This window comes from Gilliamella sp. B3022, assembly GCF_028751545.1.
Taxonomy (GTDB): Bacteria; Pseudomonadota; Gammaproteobacteria; order Enterobacterales; family Orbaceae; genus Gilliamella.
In genome coordinates this window covers 2201266-2217537 of sequence record NZ_CP071867.1, presented here as the reverse complement: position 1 = coordinate 2217537, position 16272 = coordinate 2201266, and the positions used below count along the sequence as shown (strand labels likewise).

At 34.6% G+C, this 16272-nt stretch carries 27 protein-coding genes; 10 read left to right on the top strand and 17 right to left on the bottom strand.

Annotated elements, in window-relative coordinates:
• Window positions 1–7: 7 nt before the first annotated feature.
• The 17 genes from lysC to J4T76_RS10040 all read right to left on the bottom strand — a co-directional run bounded on the left by lysC (window position 8) and on the right by J4T76_RS10040 (window position 7517).
• Window positions 8–241 (bottom strand): Rz1-like lysis system protein LysC, encoded by a 234-nt coding sequence (lysC, locus tag J4T76_RS11930; protein ID WP_443135244.1) that lies wholly within the window; start codon window positions 239–241, stop codon window positions 8–10.
• Window positions 165–506: a hypothetical protein gene (locus J4T76_RS10110; RefSeq protein WP_267356251.1), complete on the bottom strand. Its 342-nt coding sequence runs from the start codon at window positions 504–506 to the stop codon at window positions 165–167. The genes lysC and J4T76_RS10110 overlap by 77 nt, the downstream gene beginning before the upstream one ends.
• Before the next feature lie 67 nt (window positions 507–573).
• Window positions 574–1107, bottom strand: a complete 534-nt coding sequence (locus J4T76_RS10105) for a lysozyme (RefSeq protein ID WP_267342128.1) — start codon at window positions 1105–1107, stop codon at window positions 574–576.
• Window positions 1067–1291 carry a phage holin family protein gene (locus tag J4T76_RS11925; RefSeq protein ID WP_416380229.1) on the bottom strand — a complete coding sequence of 75 codons (225 nt, stop codon included), beginning with the start codon at window positions 1289–1291 and terminating at the stop codon, window positions 1067–1069. Before J4T76_RS11925 ends, J4T76_RS10105 begins: the two co-directional genes overlap by 41 nt.
• A gap of 305 nt (window positions 1292–1596) precedes the next feature.
• Complete coding sequence (locus J4T76_RS10100) at window positions 1597–2103, bottom strand: antiterminator Q family protein (protein WP_267363256.1); 507 nt, start codon at window positions 2101–2103, stop codon at window positions 1597–1599.
• Window positions 2097–2465: a RusA family crossover junction endodeoxyribonuclease gene (locus J4T76_RS10095; protein WP_267331536.1), complete on the bottom strand. Its 369-nt coding sequence runs from the start codon at window positions 2463–2465 to the stop codon at window positions 2097–2099. Before J4T76_RS10095 ends, J4T76_RS10100 begins: the two co-directional genes overlap by 7 nt.
• A complete protein-coding gene (locus J4T76_RS10090; protein WP_267363255.1) occupies window positions 2462–2749 on the bottom strand; it encodes a DUF1364 domain-containing protein in 288 nt (95 codons plus the stop codon). Before J4T76_RS10090 ends, J4T76_RS10095 begins: the two co-directional genes overlap by 4 nt.
• 182 nt (window positions 2750–2931) lie before the next feature.
• Window positions 2932–3123, bottom strand: a complete 192-nt coding sequence (locus J4T76_RS10085) for a hypothetical protein (protein WP_274460465.1) — start codon at window positions 3121–3123, stop codon at window positions 2932–2934.
• Window positions 3120–3566, bottom strand: a complete 447-nt coding sequence (locus J4T76_RS10080) for a hypothetical protein (RefSeq protein ID WP_267363252.1) — start codon at window positions 3564–3566, stop codon at window positions 3120–3122. The genes J4T76_RS10085 and J4T76_RS10080 overlap by 4 nt, the downstream gene beginning before the upstream one ends.
• A gap of 21 nt (window positions 3567–3587) precedes the next feature.
• Entirely contained in the window at window positions 3588–3767 is a 180-nt protein-coding gene (locus J4T76_RS10075; protein ID WP_267342116.1) for a hypothetical protein, read from the bottom strand.
• Window positions 3760–4014: a hypothetical protein gene (locus J4T76_RS10070; RefSeq protein ID WP_267342115.1), complete on the bottom strand. Its 255-nt coding sequence runs from the start codon at window positions 4012–4014 to the stop codon at window positions 3760–3762. Before J4T76_RS10070 ends, J4T76_RS10075 begins: the two co-directional genes overlap by 8 nt.
• A 172-nt stretch (window positions 4015–4186) precedes the next feature.
• Complete coding sequence (locus J4T76_RS10065; protein WP_274460464.1) at window positions 4187–4396, bottom strand: hypothetical protein; 210 nt, start codon at window positions 4394–4396, stop codon at window positions 4187–4189.
• Entirely contained in the window at window positions 4380–5795 is a 1416-nt protein-coding gene (locus J4T76_RS10060; protein ID WP_267342112.1) for a replicative DNA helicase, read from the bottom strand. The genes J4T76_RS10065 and J4T76_RS10060 overlap by 17 nt, the downstream gene beginning before the upstream one ends.
• On the bottom strand, window positions 5792–6580 hold the full coding sequence (locus tag J4T76_RS10055) for a hypothetical protein (protein ID WP_267363249.1): 789 nt from the start codon (window positions 6578–6580) through the stop codon (window positions 5792–5794). The genes J4T76_RS10060 and J4T76_RS10055 overlap by 4 nt, the downstream gene beginning before the upstream one ends.
• The gene (locus J4T76_RS10050) at window positions 6567–6803 is read right to left on the bottom strand and encodes a helix-turn-helix domain-containing protein (RefSeq protein ID WP_267363247.1); all 237 of its coding nucleotides are present in this window, start codon (window positions 6801–6803) and stop codon (window positions 6567–6569) included. Before J4T76_RS10050 ends, J4T76_RS10055 begins: the two co-directional genes overlap by 14 nt.
• 10 nt (window positions 6804–6813) lie before the next feature.
• Complete coding sequence (locus J4T76_RS10045) at window positions 6814–7266, bottom strand: YmfL family putative regulatory protein (RefSeq protein ID WP_267342108.1); 453 nt, start codon at window positions 7264–7266, stop codon at window positions 6814–6816.
• Window positions 7267–7316: 50 nt separating this feature from the next.
• Window positions 7317–7517, bottom strand: a complete 201-nt coding sequence (locus J4T76_RS10040; RefSeq protein WP_267363245.1) for a transcriptional regulator — start codon at window positions 7515–7517, stop codon at window positions 7317–7319.
• Window positions 7518–7648: 131 nt separating this feature from the next.
• Here J4T76_RS10040 and J4T76_RS10035 point away from each other — a divergent pair, with 131 nt between their 5' ends.
• From J4T76_RS10035 to J4T76_RS09990, 10 genes are all read left to right on the top strand, one after another.
• The gene (locus J4T76_RS10035; RefSeq protein WP_267342105.1) at window positions 7649–8326 is read left to right on the top strand and encodes a S24 family peptidase; all 678 of its coding nucleotides are present in this window, start codon (window positions 7649–7651) and stop codon (window positions 8324–8326) included.
• 17 nt (window positions 8327–8343) lie between these two features.
• Complete coding sequence (locus tag J4T76_RS10030) at window positions 8344–8757, top strand: protein kinase domain-containing protein (protein ID WP_267363243.1); 414 nt, start codon at window positions 8344–8346, stop codon at window positions 8755–8757.
• 496 nt (window positions 8758–9253) lie between these two features.
• Window positions 9254–9529 (top strand): hypothetical protein, encoded by a 276-nt coding sequence (locus tag J4T76_RS10025; protein WP_267342101.1) that lies wholly within the window; start codon window positions 9254–9256, stop codon window positions 9527–9529.
• A 595-nt stretch (window positions 9530–10124) separates the two neighbouring features.
• Window positions 10125–10394 (top strand): hypothetical protein, encoded by a 270-nt coding sequence (locus J4T76_RS10020; RefSeq protein WP_267363241.1) that lies wholly within the window; start codon window positions 10125–10127, stop codon window positions 10392–10394.
• Between the two features lie 335 nt (window positions 10395–10729).
• On the top strand, window positions 10730–11656 hold the full coding sequence (locus J4T76_RS10015; protein WP_267363240.1) for a pentapeptide repeat-containing protein: 927 nt from the start codon (window positions 10730–10732) through the stop codon (window positions 11654–11656).
• A 222-nt stretch (window positions 11657–11878) separates the two neighbouring features.
• A complete protein-coding gene (locus tag J4T76_RS10010) occupies window positions 11879–12700 on the top strand; it encodes a PD-(D/E)XK nuclease-like domain-containing protein (protein ID WP_267355054.1) in 822 nt (273 codons plus the stop codon).
• Complete coding sequence (locus J4T76_RS10005) at window positions 12690–13589, top strand: RecT family recombinase (RefSeq protein ID WP_274460463.1); 900 nt, start codon at window positions 12690–12692, stop codon at window positions 13587–13589. The genes J4T76_RS10010 and J4T76_RS10005 overlap by 11 nt, the downstream gene beginning before the upstream one ends.
• Window positions 13590–13591: 2 nt before the next feature.
• Window positions 13592–13903: a hypothetical protein gene (locus J4T76_RS10000; protein ID WP_267363239.1), complete on the top strand. Its 312-nt coding sequence runs from the start codon at window positions 13592–13594 to the stop codon at window positions 13901–13903.
• A complete protein-coding gene (locus J4T76_RS09995; RefSeq protein WP_267363237.1) occupies window positions 13893–14300 on the top strand; it encodes a single-stranded DNA-binding protein in 408 nt (135 codons plus the stop codon). The genes J4T76_RS10000 and J4T76_RS09995 overlap by 11 nt, the downstream gene beginning before the upstream one ends.
• 46 nt (window positions 14301–14346) lie before the next feature.
• Window positions 14347–16008: a DUF4942 domain-containing protein gene (locus tag J4T76_RS09990; RefSeq protein ID WP_267363234.1), complete on the top strand. Its 1662-nt coding sequence runs from the start codon at window positions 14347–14349 to the stop codon at window positions 16006–16008.
• The last annotated feature ends 264 nt before the right edge of the window (window positions 16009–16272 follow it).

Here is a 16272-nt window from a genome sequence, read left to right as displayed (position 1 = left end):
CGCGCTTTTATTCATTAGCAATCTGCTTGATAGCCCTTTTATCTGCATTACACTTCTCAATGACATTTAATAAATGCTCGTTATATCGGAAGCTATCACCAAAAGTCATGGGATTAGGTGGTAAATTTGGTAAACAGTTACTTAATAGATTTGCTGGTATCGGTCTATTTACGTATATTTTTCGCTCGGTTGTACAAGCTTGCAGAAACAGGCATAGGCACAAACTGCTTAGCACAATCATTATCTTTAAGTTGCTCATTAATTTGCTCCTGCCGTTCTAGTGATTGATTTTCTAGTTCACGTTTTGATAATTCATTATCTGCAATGATTTGATTGTTTTTTTCGATGTTTTTATTTAACTGATCGATTTGAACGGTTAGCGTTGTAATTTTTTCTTTAGCGATTTTTTCATCTTGCCAGCAGCTGAAAGCGAAGTAGATTGAAAATCCGCTCACTAAAAATAATATTATTGTCGTTACCATAAGCGACGTATTTAATTTAGACATAACTCATCACTCAACAATAACGATACAAATAAAAACCAACCCCAGCCGTTGACATCATTAACCGCCATTATTGAGGCGATGATAAAGCATAAGATAGACATAATGCCCTTTCCTTTTCTCGACGAGCAACTAAACCATTCAAAACTTTACCACCCGCTTTATTCCATTTTGGAAACTCGTTACACGCGGCTTTGTATTCACCAGTATTTAGATATCTATACATCGTTGATGCACGCATTTTTGTGCATCCTACGTTAAAAGTAATTGAAGTTACAGCGTCAAAGACTGATTGCGGTAGATGAAAACCATTGGCATGACGATTAATGCATTGTTCAGCCGTTTTAATATCATCCACCCAGCGCTTAGCTATTTCTTCATCTGAATATGTTTTTTGCTCAACATTAACAGTTGATCCAATACCGACTGTTAACGCATTCGCAGGACAATAGTATGGCTCTCTAACGCATGATTCAGCATTACCAATTATTTCAAGACCTGCTTCGCTCGTTCGGATTTCAGATGAGTGATTAGCTAATACCATACTGATAATTACCGAAACACTACAAATCGTACCTGTCACTATTCTTTTTGTTTTTTTCATAGTATTGCTCTCTCAGGTTCTTTTTGTGATAAAAATCTCGTCGTTTATACAGCCAGTTAATGATAAATGTTGCTATAGACAAAATGATACCCACCACAACAGCAATATCATTCAGACTTAGGGCACCAAACAGCGTACATATAGCGCCCCAGAAATATGAGACGGGTGAAGAATATTTATCCATTTTTTTATTTCTTAATTTGATTTAATGAGAGGTAGCGTACTAGCTAAATGTTAGTTATGTGCGTGTCTAGCATTGCTACCGATTCTGTGATGAGTTGGTACTCAAAATTAGATATAAAAAATGGCAATCGGACTTAATTAAAAAGGAAGAAAATATGAAAAATGCTCACCGATTGCCAAAAACTGAGCACAAAAAAACCGCAGTTAAGCGGTTTTAGATACAATTCTTGATTGTTAGTATCTTTATACCACTAATTGTATAGACAGTCAATAGTTATCATTATATTATTTTAATTATTTATCGAATTATTTTAATAACCTAATGTTTTGCAATAACTCGAGCTCTACGCCAGTTAACATTGTTTGCATTGCCAGCATGCCAATAATGCAACTCTCCCCGCTCTCCTTTAATGATTTGACGTTGTCCTTGTTTATCCCTGTGATTTTAGCTATACCACGTAATGATTGAGTTACGATCATTACTGTGTCGTCTAACATTCTAATTTCACCGAAATAATATAGTTTTAATACATGATACTCGTCCTGTGATTTTTGTGTTTTCATTTTCCCTAATGCGGTTATCATTGAATCAATCAATAAACCATCATCATCTGAGCATGACTCCTTAAATTGTTCCTGTTCTGATTTATAAAGACTAAAGTTTTTTTGTTGTAAATAAGCTTCTTTTCGAGCCCAATTACCCCAACGAGTGAGAATGTCCGTAATATCATAATCGGATTGAAATCTAACTGATGCAATAGGTTTTGCGGGCTCAATTGGCTCATCATCAATGTATTTATATTCTGCTAACATTGCTCCCCCTCTATTAACTCGCTGATATAAATTTCAATTCGACCGTTATTTTTTTCATAACCAGCTCTAACTATGCGTAAATCATCAATATGTTTGTCATCCTCGATGACCTGTGAATATGTTAATGAGTCCAAAATCGCCTTATTTAGATTATCTAAATCTCTAACTCGTCTATCTGGCATAATAGCGAAAATTTCAGCCTTTAATCGCCCTCTTACCTTGTTGTTAGCTCGTGCCTGCAATACAATGGATTGCACAGCATTTCTAAAATCTACGCCCTTCTGATCAATATAAAAACGACCGTGTGACATGCGCCAATAATTATTTACTGACGGCGGATACGGTAACGTTAAATGAATCATAATTTTATTGCCTCTTCTTTTATTAACTCATATTGAGTTCTAAAAACTCCCTCAGCATGGGCTAACCTAACAAATTCGTGTTCACACATCCTCGTTCTACGGTCAATTTCATCATGACGCGCCGAACATGCCCATGCACCCTGTAAATCGTTCGGTTTCATACCCACACCACAGGTACCAGCTAATCGATAATGAGCCAACACGGTTGTTTCTGGGTTGTGGTTACAACACGGGAGCCTAACGGTGCACTCACGCCCTCTGGCTAATTTTGTTAATTTACTCATGATTTCGCTCTGGTTTTGTTCATATAAAATTTACCGCATGAGCCTAAAATCTCACCGTTAACACTGACCAACGGACGATTGCAGACAAATAAATCCAAATCCATGTTATATACACATTCGCCGTTGCATTCTGGACATTTAAAACCTGTTTTAATTAGTTTGTGTTTTCTGGACATGAATTTTCAACCCACACATTCATCATAAAACATGAAAAACAGTGGTGACATAAACAGACTAGAGAAAAACGAAAATCCCCCTACCATTCCCACAACTTTATTAAAAAAATCTGCACCGCTCCACACATACGCCATAAACATAAATCCTGTAGTGATAAAAATAATCATAAAAAATGTAAAAATTAATGCCTTCATCATGTCACCTGCTCTAATTGTAATTTTCTGTACTCACTATCATTTGGTATTCGTAATTTAAACCCATTTTGATATGACCACGTTTCAACCTGCTGTAGAAAAAAATGCATTTCCCCACTATCCAAATTGGATGTTTTTATTAACTCCAGTTTTTTGGTTATTTCTCCTGTTGTGACGTTTTTGTGTTCTATTTCCTCATATCCTAAAAACATCTCCTTTAAATCGTGTTTAACGCTATCCATTGTGTATGAATTAGTTTTTGACCGTTGATTAGCTTGTTTGGCTATATCTGTGTACCACATATGAGATAGTGAGTTTTGATCAATAGTTCGTTTGTCTTTCCAAATTTTTATTGTTAGCCGATATCGTTTTTCGCTTTTAACTAACTCAATTAGAGTGCTAAAAATTGATTTGATATTGCTTGAATGTAGACATAAATCATCCATTTATACTAGCCCTTAATTCATTCAGTCATTGCTTAACAAATTAAAAATATTAATGTTTTTAATCCATTCATTCTGAACATAATCATTAACATAATTACCGTTACAATCTTTTTCGATATAAGTAGCATCAAATTGCTTGCAGATCACTATTTCAAAACTTTTTCTTAGTTCGTTTATCTCTTGCTGTGTTAATTTAGTCATTGGTTGAACCTTTTACTTTCCTAGCAACTAAAATTTCATAATCACCATGAATAATCACCACAGCTTTAAAGTCCTTATTAGCTTTCTCTACAGCTTTAGCCAAACTTCCAGCTAATCGATACTGCTTAAATTTTTTATCAAATAAATCAAGAATTGATGAACTTGCACCTGATCCAACCAATCCGCACAGTAAAATAAAATTTAAAGTTAAAGCTATAAAAATCATTACAGCAAAAAAATAATCCATATCTAAACCCTCTCACACTGGAAATTACGCACCTCAACAGGGACTGTATCCCGCCCAACTCCGCCCCGAACGTACGACAGCGATTTAGCCAATGATTTTTCAGTCATTTTTTTATCACTACAACGCCAAATGCAGCCCCATTCCTGCAAGTTTTTTTTGACGTTTGCCGTGATTATGTATTTATGTTTTTTTGCCATTTTTGTATCAACTCCCTTAATTTTGCCTTCTCTTCTTCCGAATATTTTTTAACTTGTTCGACTAGTTCATGTTTAATTTTTGCTACGTTTGCCCCTCGTTTTTTCAGCGCTGTAACATAGTCATATGCTATTTTGTCTAGTATGTGATAGTGTCCCTGTGAGCAGTGATTAACTAGCTTGCGCATATCTACGTTCTTTTTTCACTGGCTCAGGGCGTGCTTTAGTGTATGATTCGGCTTGATCAACTTCATAAATGCGACCATTACTAATTCCTGCATATACTGTGAAATTACCTGCACCGTGACGATTTAAAGCTACGTTTATTTCCATCAAGTTCTTATCTGCGCTTTCGTTGTAAACAGCATCACGATAAATTCCTAACCAGTAATCACAATCCTGTTCGATTTGACCTGTATCGCGACTATCACTAGGTATTGGACGCTTATCTGCTCGTGATTCTAGGTTTCGGTTTAACTGAGTTAACAGAACAACTACACAATTCAGTTCTTTAGCCAGCGCTTTTAAACCTTTTGTAATAGCTCCGTATATCAAGTCGTTTCGTTGATCATCAACGTTTTTTTCCTTTCCCATTAGTGTCAAGTAATCAACCATAATCATACCTATCTGACCTCGCTCTCGTGCCATTCGGCGTGATTCTGAGCGTATATGTGACAAGGTAATAGCTGGGGTATCATCAATGTAGATGTTATTAGTTTTTGTTAGCTCATTTAGATGATGCATAACCCTCGAAAATTCCGCACCGCCATCCGTTCCTAATGCCCCATCGTAGAAAATATCACTATTGACACATGACTCTTGAGCCAAAATATTTTCTAGCATTTGCTCATCTTGCATTTCTAGTGAGAACATCAAAACTGGCAAATTGTCATGCATTGCGCAATGGCGAGCCATGTTAATTTCAAATGTGGTTTTACCCATTTTGGGGCGAGCACCAACAACAAATAATGAACCTCGAACCAATCCTTTTGGTGATAATTTTTTATCTAGCGCTTTAATTCCAGTTGATAACCCACGTGCACTATCTGCATTTGCTAATCGTTTATCTAGAGTTTCGGTCCATTTGTTGGCAATGGTTGATAGCGATTTAAGCCCTAACGATTTTCCCGTCTTGTTGTAGTCATCAATTTGTGTAAATAGCGATTGAATAGCTGATAATTTATCACTAGTTGATAATGTCGATTTTTCAAAAATCATCGCGCTACAGTCGTTTAATTTTTTTAACGTAAAACGTTCAATAGCCTTATCGCGAACAATACCAGCATAAGCAATAATATTGGTCATGGTTGGTGTGTTCTTGGACAGCTCAGCAAGATACGCTAAACCACCACAATCTTTTAGGGTTCCGTTTTGCTCCATACTGTCTGACAAAGTGATTAAATCTATTGGCTGATTTTTTCGACTTAATTCAATCATTTCAGCAAAAATAACTTGATGTTGTCGATTGTAAAATGAATCCTGTTTCAATTTGCGAATTGCTTTTTGACAACGCTCAGATCCAAAATCTAGCATCATTGAACCGAGAACAGCTTGCTCAGCAACTAAATCATGAGGTATTATATTCATAGCGCACCCTCTCTAAACTTTGTATAAGTCTCATCTGTCACAATGAATTCAAACTTAGCTTTCCAATTCCGTTTATTTTCACCGAATACCCATGCCGGTGCTTTTTCCACAAAATCATAAAAGTAATTAATCAAATCATTTAAAGTTAGTTCTTTTCGTTCTTTCAAAAATTTCTTGACTAAGTTCTTTCTGGTTGTAGTCATTTTCTCAATTTGTGGTAACCTGTTTTCTACAGCATCGTTGTACGCATCCATGACTAAATCAAAATCGATCGAATCTGATTTTTTAGATTTAGGTTGGTCATCTTCAGATGACTTAATATTATTTGTAGTATTCTCTGTAGTAGTCTTTGTAGTAATCTCTTGATCTAACGAACTCGACTTTGTAGTCTTCTCGAACTCTACATTGCAGAGATCGGGAGAATTACTTTCTTCACTTCGCGATAGTTGATTAACAGATTCGGCGAAATTAGCTAAAATTTCATTAACTTTCCCATTATCAATTTTGTAAAAAGTTTTATGATCTAATCGCTTTTCAGTAACAATTAAAACGCCTTTTTCTTTTAGTTTTTTGATAGCTGTTCTTTGTGCGTTATGAGATAACCCAGTTTCTTCTTCAAGTTCATCACGAGTTTTATACACACCTAAATCAGACGTTGCTTTATCTTGCCAATAAAATAATTGTGAGAATAAAACCGCAGGGTTAACACCACCTAAAGGCTTAGCTAATTTTGGGTAATATGCGTTAGGACGCCCTATCAATTTTAATGTTTCAACTGCGTTCATTGTTTGACCTCAAAGAATACTCCGCAAAATTGCCGCCATTTTTATAAATAATCTCAGTAACAATCTGAAAATTTTGTTTTCTTAAATCGTGGATGCGAGCACCTAATCTGTAGCAACCGAACAAATCCCACGCTTGTGCCGGGGTAATTGTTTTACCGCTTTGCAAATGCTGTAATATTCGATCGCACTGGCTCAGTGTTTTTTTAGTTTTTAATGTGCTCATGAATACCTCACTAATTAGATGGTTTATGCGCTGCAAGTGTTTCTTGATGTGCGGTAAGTCGTCTTTTTACTATTGAGTCACATAAATTATTTAATATTGCTTCTTCATCGCTAGTAATAACGCCATCACTAATCGCTTTGGATAAATATGCATCGTATTCACCTCTTGCCGTTCCAATGCTTAACATTAATTCAAAAAGATCATAACTTCCCGCTTTAGCGACATCAGGTTTTTTTATGACTATACAATTCACTGCTCTTGCAAAATAATCCGCAACTAATGTTGTCCTGCTTAACTCTTGTAATGCTAAAAGTTCATCACAAGTGAAGAATCGAGTTCCTTTATTTTCGTAACGCCGATCATTAAAAGCAGATACAGATAAACCTAAATAACTGGCTGCTACTTCCATACCGCCATCAATGGAGCTTAATAAATCATTAATTAATTTTTTCTTGTTACCCATATTTTAAAAATCCTCGTTTGGGTTACTTTGTTTAGTACTTACATTTATTATTAACCCCAGACATCAGGGCGTAACTCGGCTTTTGTTACCTGTCCGTGGGTGTGTTCTTCAATTTTTTTTGCTACACGAATTGGAACATTAGCTTTTCCTGAAGCCATTTGACATAAGAAAGACTTGGACACATCAATTTCTTTGGCAAATTGACTTTTACCACCTTTAGGGAGCAGGTTTAAATAATGTGATAGTTTCATTATTACCTTAGGTTAGTTAAAACTTAACTAAAGTTTATTTAACGCTAAACCAAAAGTCAAGTAAGTTTAGATAAAGTTTATTTTTTGCTTGTTTAGCAATTACTAAATAAAATGTACATAGAGGAACTAAGATGAATAGAAACAAATTAAAAGAGCTAAGAGCGAGCAATTTAAAACTATGGTTTTCAGATAAATCTGTTCCACCAAAAGAGAAAAGTTATATTTCTCAGTTGGTGAACGGACGGGCGCCTTTTGGCGAAAAATCGGCTCGTCGTTTAGAACATGATTACGGCATGCCTGAATTTTATCTAGATAAAATTAATGACAATGAAATATATGGAATAAAACAAAATAATCAGCATCACGCTAATAATAACAACTACGTGATAGAGATTTTAGATATTACAGCTAGCGCAGGAGCAGGCTACCTAAATTCGGATGTAATGGAAGTGATTAAATTAATAGAATATGATTCAGAACAGGCAAAAATATTATTTAAAGGTGTGGATACCGATAATTTAAAAGTAATTAATATTTCAGGTGATTCGATGCAAGGAACGTTTGAAAGTGGAGATTCAATTTATGTAGACGTTTCAAAAAAAGAATTTAACGGCGATGGAATATATGTATTTACGTTCGGTAAAAGCTTGTATGTGAAGCGCTTACAGGTAATTAAAGATAAACTGATTGTTATATCTGACAATAAAAAATACAAGGAATGGGATATAAACGAAGATGAAATTGATCAACTTTATATTCATGGGAAAGTAATGCTGAGTCAATCAATGTTACTAAGGAAGCACGGATAACTTCGTGAGGATTAAAAATGCAAGAGCACCATCATTTTGGATATTTAATAAAAAAAATTGGCGAACTTGGTAGTGGTGGTTTTGGTTATGTTGATAAAGTTGAACTATATAACAGTGATGGCATAAAATGCCATGGAGAGTATGCAAGAAAAACATTTAGTCCTTCCAAAGAAAAGAGCGAGTCTATACTTGATTTGGGACAGGTAAAGGAAAGATTTAATGAAGAGGTTCGATGTCAGGCATCTTGTGTATCATCTAATGTTGTTTCAATTTATATGCATAATCTACACATAGAAAAACCTTGGTTTATAATGGAGTTAGCAAATACTGATCTTTCCCATTTAATTGCATCAAATGATTTTAATCTTACCCAAAAAATATCAGCATTAAAAATGATAATTTCAGGTATAGATTATCTCCATAACAAATGATTATTCATTGGTGGCGGTCGAATTTCAAATAAATTAAATTACTCAATATCAATATCAAATAAACTAACTCCCAAAAACCCCTTAAATATTATATACACCGCTTCGGCGGGTTTTTTGTGCTTAAAATCAGCTTATGAATAATAGCTGTGTTTTTTTACATACCTCTAATGATTCACCAACCAAATTTTAAGAGGTTCTATTTCATTTAATATTAATTCACTCAAAATGAGAATATGGGGTTTATTTTTAATTAAACGCACTCTAAGTGGATCATTTTATTGAAATAAATTAATTTACTGAGTATAATTCGATCAATATTTAGTGGTAAGCCGTTTTTTTACTACTATATATAGGGGAGCCCGATATTGGCGTATCGGGCAAATATAAAAAAATAAAGCATTTAGGGCTTTATTGTGAGATCTCGATTACTATTCTATATTCGTTTTCTTTTTAAGTAAAGCCCTATTTAATGCTTATCCTTTATAGGAGTATTATTATGGGTTATTCACCTATATGCCGAAAGGCGCACCGTTATGATGTTCATTTTGAATCTTTACCGGAATATCAAGGAACTTTTAGCAGACATAAATGTGCGGGTTGTGCATTTGAATTAGGCTATTTTCATGCAGTAAATGGAATACCTAAAGCAATGGATGATTCTGTTTTAGATAGCATCCCATGCAGTCAAGCAGGTAGTGTCCGACATAAGGATGCATTTACTGCATATAATGATGGGTACAAATTTGCATTGAGTCTAGCTAAGGCAGCTTAGTTCTTTAAGATAAAACAAAGCCCCAAACGGGGCTTTTTTCACGCCTAAAATCTGCATATAAAATCTTTTCTTATTTTTTCTGTATAAAAAATAGCCAATCAAATTAATTTTATAATTAACTAAATTATTGTTTTACTAAACATTAAATATTTTTTGCATAAAAAGTTTAGTGTTTAGTAAATATTCCACTTTACTAAAAGTTAATTGTTTACTAAACTACACCCATCAAAACAAATCAACTTAACAACAAAGTTAAACAAGACTACGAGTTATTTAACAAGTTAATAAGATTCAAGTAGCTAGCTGAGGCATATGAAAGTACAGCGGTTTTGGAAAGAAATAAATAATCACTTATGTGAACGCTCTTTAAAAACTAGAAAAGTCGAGACAACTTATAAAGTGTTGTTCAAGTAAACAGTGTGAAAGTGAAGCTTATCTAAGAACGAAATGCCTATCTCCCTCTAAACTGTTGAAAAACATCATGGAATAAGGGAGCGCAAAAACTCGCAACCATCGAGAAAATTTGGTTAAAAATTCAAATCAAAGCCCATTCAGTGAGTGGGCTTGAGTTTGAAATATATGTAAGGAATTGATTATGAATAACTTATATCAATGTGTAGAAAACGGTTATGAAAAACAATATCAAAACATGATGCAGAATATCGAAAATGGCGATGAGCTAGATGAGGAAATCGATAAACGAGCAAATGAGTTGATGCAAAATTTTAGTAATAACAACGATCAGCTGATAATCGATCTAATTTCTATTTGTTTAGAAAATAATGCCGTTGATCAAAATATATTTAATCAGTTTATAATAGACATTTGTTATTCACAGGCTAGAGCGGAATTGAATAAAAAATAAATCAATACCATTAATTAACATCAGTAGCGATAATTTTATAAATTAAAGAGATAAAATATTGTGGGTCAATAAATTAAAAAGGTAAAAATTATGTTTACAAGTTCAAATATTAGTGTGAAGGTTGGCGATGTGTACAGAACTGTTTATTGTCACTATAGCGGTTATTTAACTTATAACGGAGCTATTCTATTTGAGCATTACAACTCACAAGAATTAGCTGAAGAATTGATTGTATTTTCTTATTAAAAATACTGACAGCTCGGAAAGACGGCACATTGCTACATCCTATTTACCCTCACTTGAGGGCTTTTTTTACAGAATTAAGAGATAAAACAATGAATATTAGAGAAATTTTAGAACAACACAAAATATGGATTGACAGTCTTGGTAAGAAAGGAATAAAAGCTGATTTGCGCGGTGCTAATTTGGACAGTGCTAATTTGGGCCGTGCTAATTTGCGCGGTGCTGATTTGGACAGTGCTAATTTGCGCGGTGCTAATTTGCGCGGTGCTAATTTGCGCGGTGCTGATTTGATCGATGCTTATTTGCGCGATGCTAATTTGATCCGTGCTGATTTGAGCGATGCTGATTTGATCGATGCTTATTTGCGCGATGCTAATTTGAGCGGTGCTAATTTGAACCGTGCTGATTTGCGCGATGCTTATTTGATCGATGCTGATTTGAGCGGTGCTGATTTGCGCGGTGCTGATTTGAGCGGTGCTTATTTGATCGATGCTGATTTGATCGATGCTAATTTGGACAGTGCTAATTTGGTCCATGCTAATTTGCGCAGTGCTAATTTGGACAGTGCTAATTTGCGCGGTGCTGATTTGAGCGATGCTTATTTGATCGATGCTGATTTGCGCAGTGCTAATTTGGACAGTGCTGATTTGCGCGGTGCTGATTTGAGCGATGCTTATTTGATCGATGCTGATTTGCGCGGTGCTGATTTGCGCGGTGCTAATTTGAACCGTGCTAATTTGCGCGGTGCTGATTTGCGCGGTGCTGATTTGAGCGATGCTAATTTACCTGAATCAATATTCATTATTTTAGATGAAACCTATTTCATATCAATAACAAATGGTGATTGCGTCCGCGTTGAAGACGAATGTCACCCAGCAAATAATTGGCGCAAATTTTCAAAAAAAGAAATCGCCCAAATGGATGGTAAAAAAGCTCTGCAATTTTACCCGCGATTACTTGATATCATTGATATTTATTGCGGTAAGGGCGAGCGTCCAGATTGGTTAAAAGAGGAATGAAAACAATGAACACAATACCCATAGATCATGTCGGCTGCAATGTTTATCAAATGGACCGATTTAGAAATGATTATAGACTAAACAAGGGCGAACAAATGTACGCCCTTTTTTGTACATGCGTACTAACGATTGGGATGTTGTTTATGCTATTTCAATGGATGTTTAAGATTGCGAGTGATTAAAAGTGGTTATAGAAAATGAAAAAGATAATAAGGAGCCAACATGAAACAGGGTATTTATTACGATATATCTAATAAAGATTATCACAACAGTGAGGGTGTGAGCAAGTCTAATCTAGATGATATTGCAAAAAGCCCTGCAATTTACAAATGGCGACAAGAAGCACCAGAAGATAAAGAAAAAAAGAAAGCTTTAGACATTGGCACAGCCCTACACTGTCTTCTTTTAGAACCGCAACACTTTAATGAGCGGTTTATTGTTGTTCCTTCATTTGACCGTAGAACAACGCAAGGTAAAAAAGACCTCGAACAATTTATGGAAGAAAATTATTCACCCGAAAAAATCATTATCACAGAAGAAGAAGAACGGAAATTACGGCTAATGCAAGAGAGTGCTTTTGCACATCCAATTGCAAAAAAATTACTTGATATGGACGGTTATTGTGAATCTTCTATTTACTGGACTGATTTTGAAACTAATGTTTTATGCAGAATTAGACCCGACAAAATAATTAATGACTTACCAATAATCGTTGATGTTAAAAAGACAAGTAATATTAATGATTTTGGTAGAAGCATTGAAGATTACCGCTACCACGTTCAAGCAGCAATGTATATCGATGGATATACTGAAATATTTAACTCCGACCCTGTTTTTTTATTTATTGCAGTTAGTGATGTTATCGATTGCGGTAAATATCCAGTTAGAGTAATTCAACTTGATGAACATGATTTAAATGTTGGGTACAGACTGTATAGAGAAAATCTTTTTACATATGCATCTTGTTTAAAAAGCAATAAATGGGACGGTATAGAAACAATTCAAAGACCACAATGGATAAGGAAAAATGAATATGACTTATGAATTATCAATGAATAATGAAATTATAGAGCACGAACAACCAATTGGACAGGTTAATAACACTGTATTTAGTCATCAAATGCTACAGAGAATACAAGAATTTTCGCAAGTGATGGCGAAAGGAGTAGCAACAGTTCCAAAGCATTTGGCAGGTAATGTTGCTGACTGCATGGCGGTAACTATGCAAGCGGTACAATGGAAAATGAACCCTTTTGCGGTGGCTCAAAAAACACATATAGTAAATGGAACGCTTGGCTATGAAGCACAGTTAGTAAATGCCGTAATTGTAACATCTGGAGCTATTAACGGCAGATTCAAATATGAATATATAGGTAACTGGGACGCATTCCAAAAAACAGATAAAAAGCATGATGATGAAATTAAACTAAACTTGGGCATTAAGGTTGGTGCTATTTTAACAGGTGAACAAAATATAACATGGGGAGAACCATTATATTTAAGCAATGTCACAATCAGAAACTCACCTTTGTGGAAAACAGCTCCAAAACAGCAAATAGCATATTTAGCCGTCAAATACTGGGCTAGATTGTACTGTCCTGAAGTTATTTTAGGGGTTTACTCAACTGACGAATTAGAAGAAGCAAGAAAAACTGTAAAAGACATTACTCCTCCTGATGCAAATCTGTTAATAAATGAGGCGGACACTGCAAATCAAACGAAAAATGAAGAACCGCAAGATAAAGCACTTGAAGATAGGCTGTCAGATTATTTGTCCAAAGTTAAGGAAACCACGCTAACAACTAAGCTTGAAAAATTAATCCAAGCAGCAAGAAATATTTTTTGTGATTATCCAGAGTTTTTATCAGCAGCAGAAAGCGCTTACATAGAAAGACTTAAAGAAATTAATGAAATCCCACTACCTGAGGCGTGATTATGATTACACCTGAAGAATGGAAAAAACTGAAAGTTGGGGATTTGTTGTATCTCGCAGCCCCCTCACTATCATCGACCCGCATAAAAACAAAAAAAATTAGCCAGATCGATGATGAGTGCATCATCATAAAAAATAATGACAGAACCTCGTGGATTCGACCATTATGGACTGGAAATTATTTTTGTAAAAAAAATGATGCTATAGAGCATTTAATGTCGAGCGTGATAAATCAATTTAAAAAACGGGAAGAAAAATTTCAAAAAACATTGCAGAAACTGCAAAACCAATTGGAGAGAGAAAATGGCAATTAATACAATGACAGCAACAGGCAACGTCGGTCAGGATGCTGAATTACGGTATTTACAAAACGGCACAGCAGTTAGTGAATTTAGTTTACCAGTTAAAGCTGGTTACGGAGATAATCAAAAAACAGCATGGATCAAGTGTGTTATATGGGGCAAAGTGGCAGAAATTTTTGCTCCAAATATTAAAAAAGGTGATTTGGTAGCTGTAAGTGGTGAGTTTTATGTTGAAGAATGGGAAAAGAACGGAGTGACAGTCACAAAGCCATGCTTGCGTGTAAATCAAATTCAACCAACTAAAAAATTGGATGGACAAGTTCAACCTAGTCAGCAACAATCGCAACAACAAAACAATTCACAATCAACACCAGAAACGGATTTTGACGACGATTCCATCCCGTTTTAGTGCTAATTTTTTATAAATATAACCGCTCATGTAGCGGTTTTTTATTGTGAGTAATATTATGAAACATCTGCCGAATAATGATAATCAGTTCTACCCTACCCCTCGAAAACTGGCAACTGAATTATTTTCAATGTTAACTAAAGATAAGCGTAATTATAGTTACATTTTAGAGCCGAGCGCAGGCAAAGGCGATTTAATAAAATATTTTTATGATGACGCATCAACTTGGGAAAGACGCGGTTTTCGATTTAGTTGTTGTGAAATTGATTATAATTTATCTAGCATTCTACTGAATATCAAAAATTCAGGTGAGCGATATAAATATGAAAATTTAAATTTAGAAATTGTTGGTAGTGATTTTCTCGAATTCAATTCTATTGAAAACTACGATTTAATTATCATGAATCCACCATTTAAAAATGGTGATAAACATTTGTTACACGCCCTAAATTATGTTGTTGATGGCGAAATTCTATGCATATTGAATGCTGAAACACTTAAAAACCCATGCACCAATAATCGAATTTTACTCAACCAAAAACTTAACGAACTCAATGCTACAATTAAATATGTTGATGGCGGTTTTTCGACTTCAGAATCAGAACGTAAAACGGATGTTGAGGTAGCTCTAATTCATATTAAAAAAGAGCAAGACATTGAAAAAATATTTAGTGATGAATATGAAAGGATGAACTATGACATTGATTTAAAAGACGGCTCGGAAGTTAAAAACATTAAAGAACATCAATCAATTGATGATATGTTGATTGAATACCAAAATTATCAGACGCGTATTGTGCGCACATGTGAAACAATGTTTAAGGCGTCCTACGGTTGTCGTGATTTAATTCATGTTTCAATTGGCGAAAGATTAGATTCATCGAAATCTTATACAATTCATGATATTCAAAAAGCATTAAGGTGTGCAAATAATATTATTAAAGATCGCTATTGGAAAAATTTGTTAGACCGCAAAGAGTTTAGGGACAAACTTACAACAGCAGAGGTAAACACATTTAACAATATTATTAGACGTTTTGCCAACATGGAATTTTCACGTAATAACATCAATACACTATATGAATACATTTTAAAAAACGGCAACGATTTATTCAAAAATGCAATATTCGCTTTATTTGATGAGATAACTCGTGAAAGTTCTTACTATCCAGAAAAATCTAAGAATATTTATTTGTTTAATGGTTGGAAGTCTAATAATGGTTACAAAATTAATTCTAAATTTATTTTAATTATACAGGGTTGGCTGAAAACGTGTTTTCATGCAGATTATAGAGTAATAGAAAAATTAGATGATATTGAAAAGGTATTTGTCTATTTTAATAATGGTATATATCCAGAAATAAAATTAAGCCAAGCATACATTGCTTGGTATGATGCTTATCAAGCAGGTAAAGCAATCAATAGAAATCTTTTTGAAAATTCTATGTTTAAAGTTCGTCTTTTTCAAAAAGGTACTATGCATTTCTATGTGAAAGACGAGGCATTGCTCAGACGTTTTAATGTATATGTCAGTCGTGAGCGCACATGGTTACCGCCAGACTACGCAATGAAGACTTACAACGACTGCGACAGCGAAGAAAAACGCGTTATAGACGAGTTCGAAGGTGAAAAACAATATACATCCAATCTAAACGATCCGCTATTAATAAATTTAAACAAATCACTATTAATGATAGAAGCCGCTTAGCGTTTACAGGAGAACAACAGTGATAACAGACATTGAATACGAATTTAATAATGGCGAAAGCGTTACTGTATTTAATTTGAACATAGAAAAGGAAGCATTTAATTCTTTTGTCAGACAAATGTTATCTTAAAAACAGTACACCGAGGATTTCTAGTAATAGTTTACTACACACCAAAAACCATGCTACTACATTAGAAATTGTTAGAAAATGCGATGATTATTTATTACGCACACGGAGTAATTACAATGAAAATTGATGATACA

What these genes read in the sequence shown, in the direction of transcription:
- J4T76_RS10065 (WP_274460464.1), bottom strand. Translation starts at nt 4,396, where the DNA reads ATGCGCAAGCTAGTTAATCACTGCTCACAGGGACACTATCACATACTA.
- J4T76_RS10040 (WP_267363245.1), bottom strand. Translation starts at nt 7,517, where the DNA reads ATGAAACTATCACATTATTTAAACCTGCTCCCTAAAGGTGGTAAAAGT.
- J4T76_RS10035 (WP_267342105.1), top strand. Translation starts at nt 7,649, where the DNA reads ATGAATAGAAACAAATTAAAAGAGCTAAGAGCGAGCAATTTAAAACTA.
- J4T76_RS10010 (WP_267355054.1), top strand. Translation starts at nt 11,879, where the DNA reads ATGAAACAGGGTATTTATTACGATATATCTAATAAAGATTATCACAAC.
- J4T76_RS10080 (WP_267363252.1), bottom strand. Translation starts at nt 3,566, where the DNA reads ATGGATGATTTATGTCTACATTCAAGCAATATCAAATCAATTTTTAGC.
- J4T76_RS10020 (WP_267363241.1), top strand. Translation starts at nt 10,125, where the DNA reads ATGAATAACTTATATCAATGTGTAGAAAACGGTTATGAAAAACAATAT.
- J4T76_RS10085 (WP_274460465.1), bottom strand. Translation starts at nt 3,123, where the DNA reads ATGATGAAGGCATTAATTTTTACATTTTTTATGATTATTTTTATCACT.
- J4T76_RS10045 (WP_267342108.1), bottom strand. Translation starts at nt 7,266, where the DNA reads ATGGGTAACAAGAAAAAATTAATTAATGATTTATTAAGCTCCATTGAT.
- J4T76_RS10070 (WP_267342115.1), bottom strand. Translation starts at nt 4,014, where the DNA reads ATGGATTATTTTTTTGCTGTAATGATTTTTATAGCTTTAACTTTAAAT.
- lysC (WP_443135244.1), bottom strand. Translation starts at nt 241, where the DNA reads ATGATTGTGCTAAGCAGTTTGTGCCTATGCCTGTTTCTGCAAGCTTGT.
- J4T76_RS10060 (WP_267342112.1), bottom strand. Translation starts at nt 5,795, where the DNA reads ATGAATATAATACCTCATGATTTAGTTGCTGAGCAAGCTGTTCTCGGT.
- J4T76_RS10110 (WP_267356251.1), bottom strand. Translation starts at nt 506, where the DNA reads ATGTCTAAATTAAATACGTCGCTTATGGTAACGACAATAATATTATTT.
- J4T76_RS10015 (WP_267363240.1), top strand. Translation starts at nt 10,730, where the DNA reads ATGAATATTAGAGAAATTTTAGAACAACACAAAATATGGATTGACAGT.
- J4T76_RS10000 (WP_267363239.1), top strand. Translation starts at nt 13,592, where the DNA reads ATGATTACACCTGAAGAATGGAAAAAACTGAAAGTTGGGGATTTGTTG.
- J4T76_RS10095 (WP_267331536.1), bottom strand. Translation starts at nt 2,465, where the DNA reads ATGATTCATTTAACGTTACCGTATCCGCCGTCAGTAAATAATTATTGG.
- J4T76_RS10105 (WP_267342128.1), bottom strand. Translation starts at nt 1,107, where the DNA reads ATGAAAAAAACAAAAAGAATAGTGACAGGTACGATTTGTAGTGTTTCG.
- J4T76_RS10055 (WP_267363249.1), bottom strand. Translation starts at nt 6,580, where the DNA reads ATGAACGCAGTTGAAACATTAAAATTGATAGGGCGTCCTAACGCATAT.
- J4T76_RS10075 (WP_267342116.1), bottom strand. Translation starts at nt 3,767, where the DNA reads ATGACTAAATTAACACAGCAAGAGATAAACGAACTAAGAAAAAGTTTT.
- J4T76_RS10050 (WP_267363247.1), bottom strand. Translation starts at nt 6,803, where the DNA reads ATGAGCACATTAAAAACTAAAAAAACACTGAGCCAGTGCGATCGAATA.
- J4T76_RS10100 (WP_267363256.1), bottom strand. Translation starts at nt 2,103, where the DNA reads ATGTTAGCAGAATATAAATACATTGATGATGAGCCAATTGAGCCCGCA.
- J4T76_RS09995 (WP_267363237.1), top strand. Translation starts at nt 13,893, where the DNA reads ATGGCAATTAATACAATGACAGCAACAGGCAACGTCGGTCAGGATGCT.
- J4T76_RS11925 (WP_416380229.1), bottom strand. Translation starts at nt 1,291, where the DNA reads ATGGATAAATATTCTTCACCCGTCTCATATTTCTGGGGCGCTATATGT.
- J4T76_RS10005 (WP_274460463.1), top strand. Translation starts at nt 12,690, where the DNA reads ATGACTTATGAATTATCAATGAATAATGAAATTATAGAGCACGAACAA.
- J4T76_RS10030 (WP_267363243.1), top strand. Translation starts at nt 8,344, where the DNA reads ATGCAAGAGCACCATCATTTTGGATATTTAATAAAAAAAATTGGCGAA.
- J4T76_RS10090 (WP_267363255.1), bottom strand. Translation starts at nt 2,749, where the DNA reads ATGAGTAAATTAACAAAATTAGCCAGAGGGCGTGAGTGCACCGTTAGG.
- J4T76_RS10025 (WP_267342101.1), top strand. Translation starts at nt 9,254, where the DNA reads ATGGGTTATTCACCTATATGCCGAAAGGCGCACCGTTATGATGTTCAT.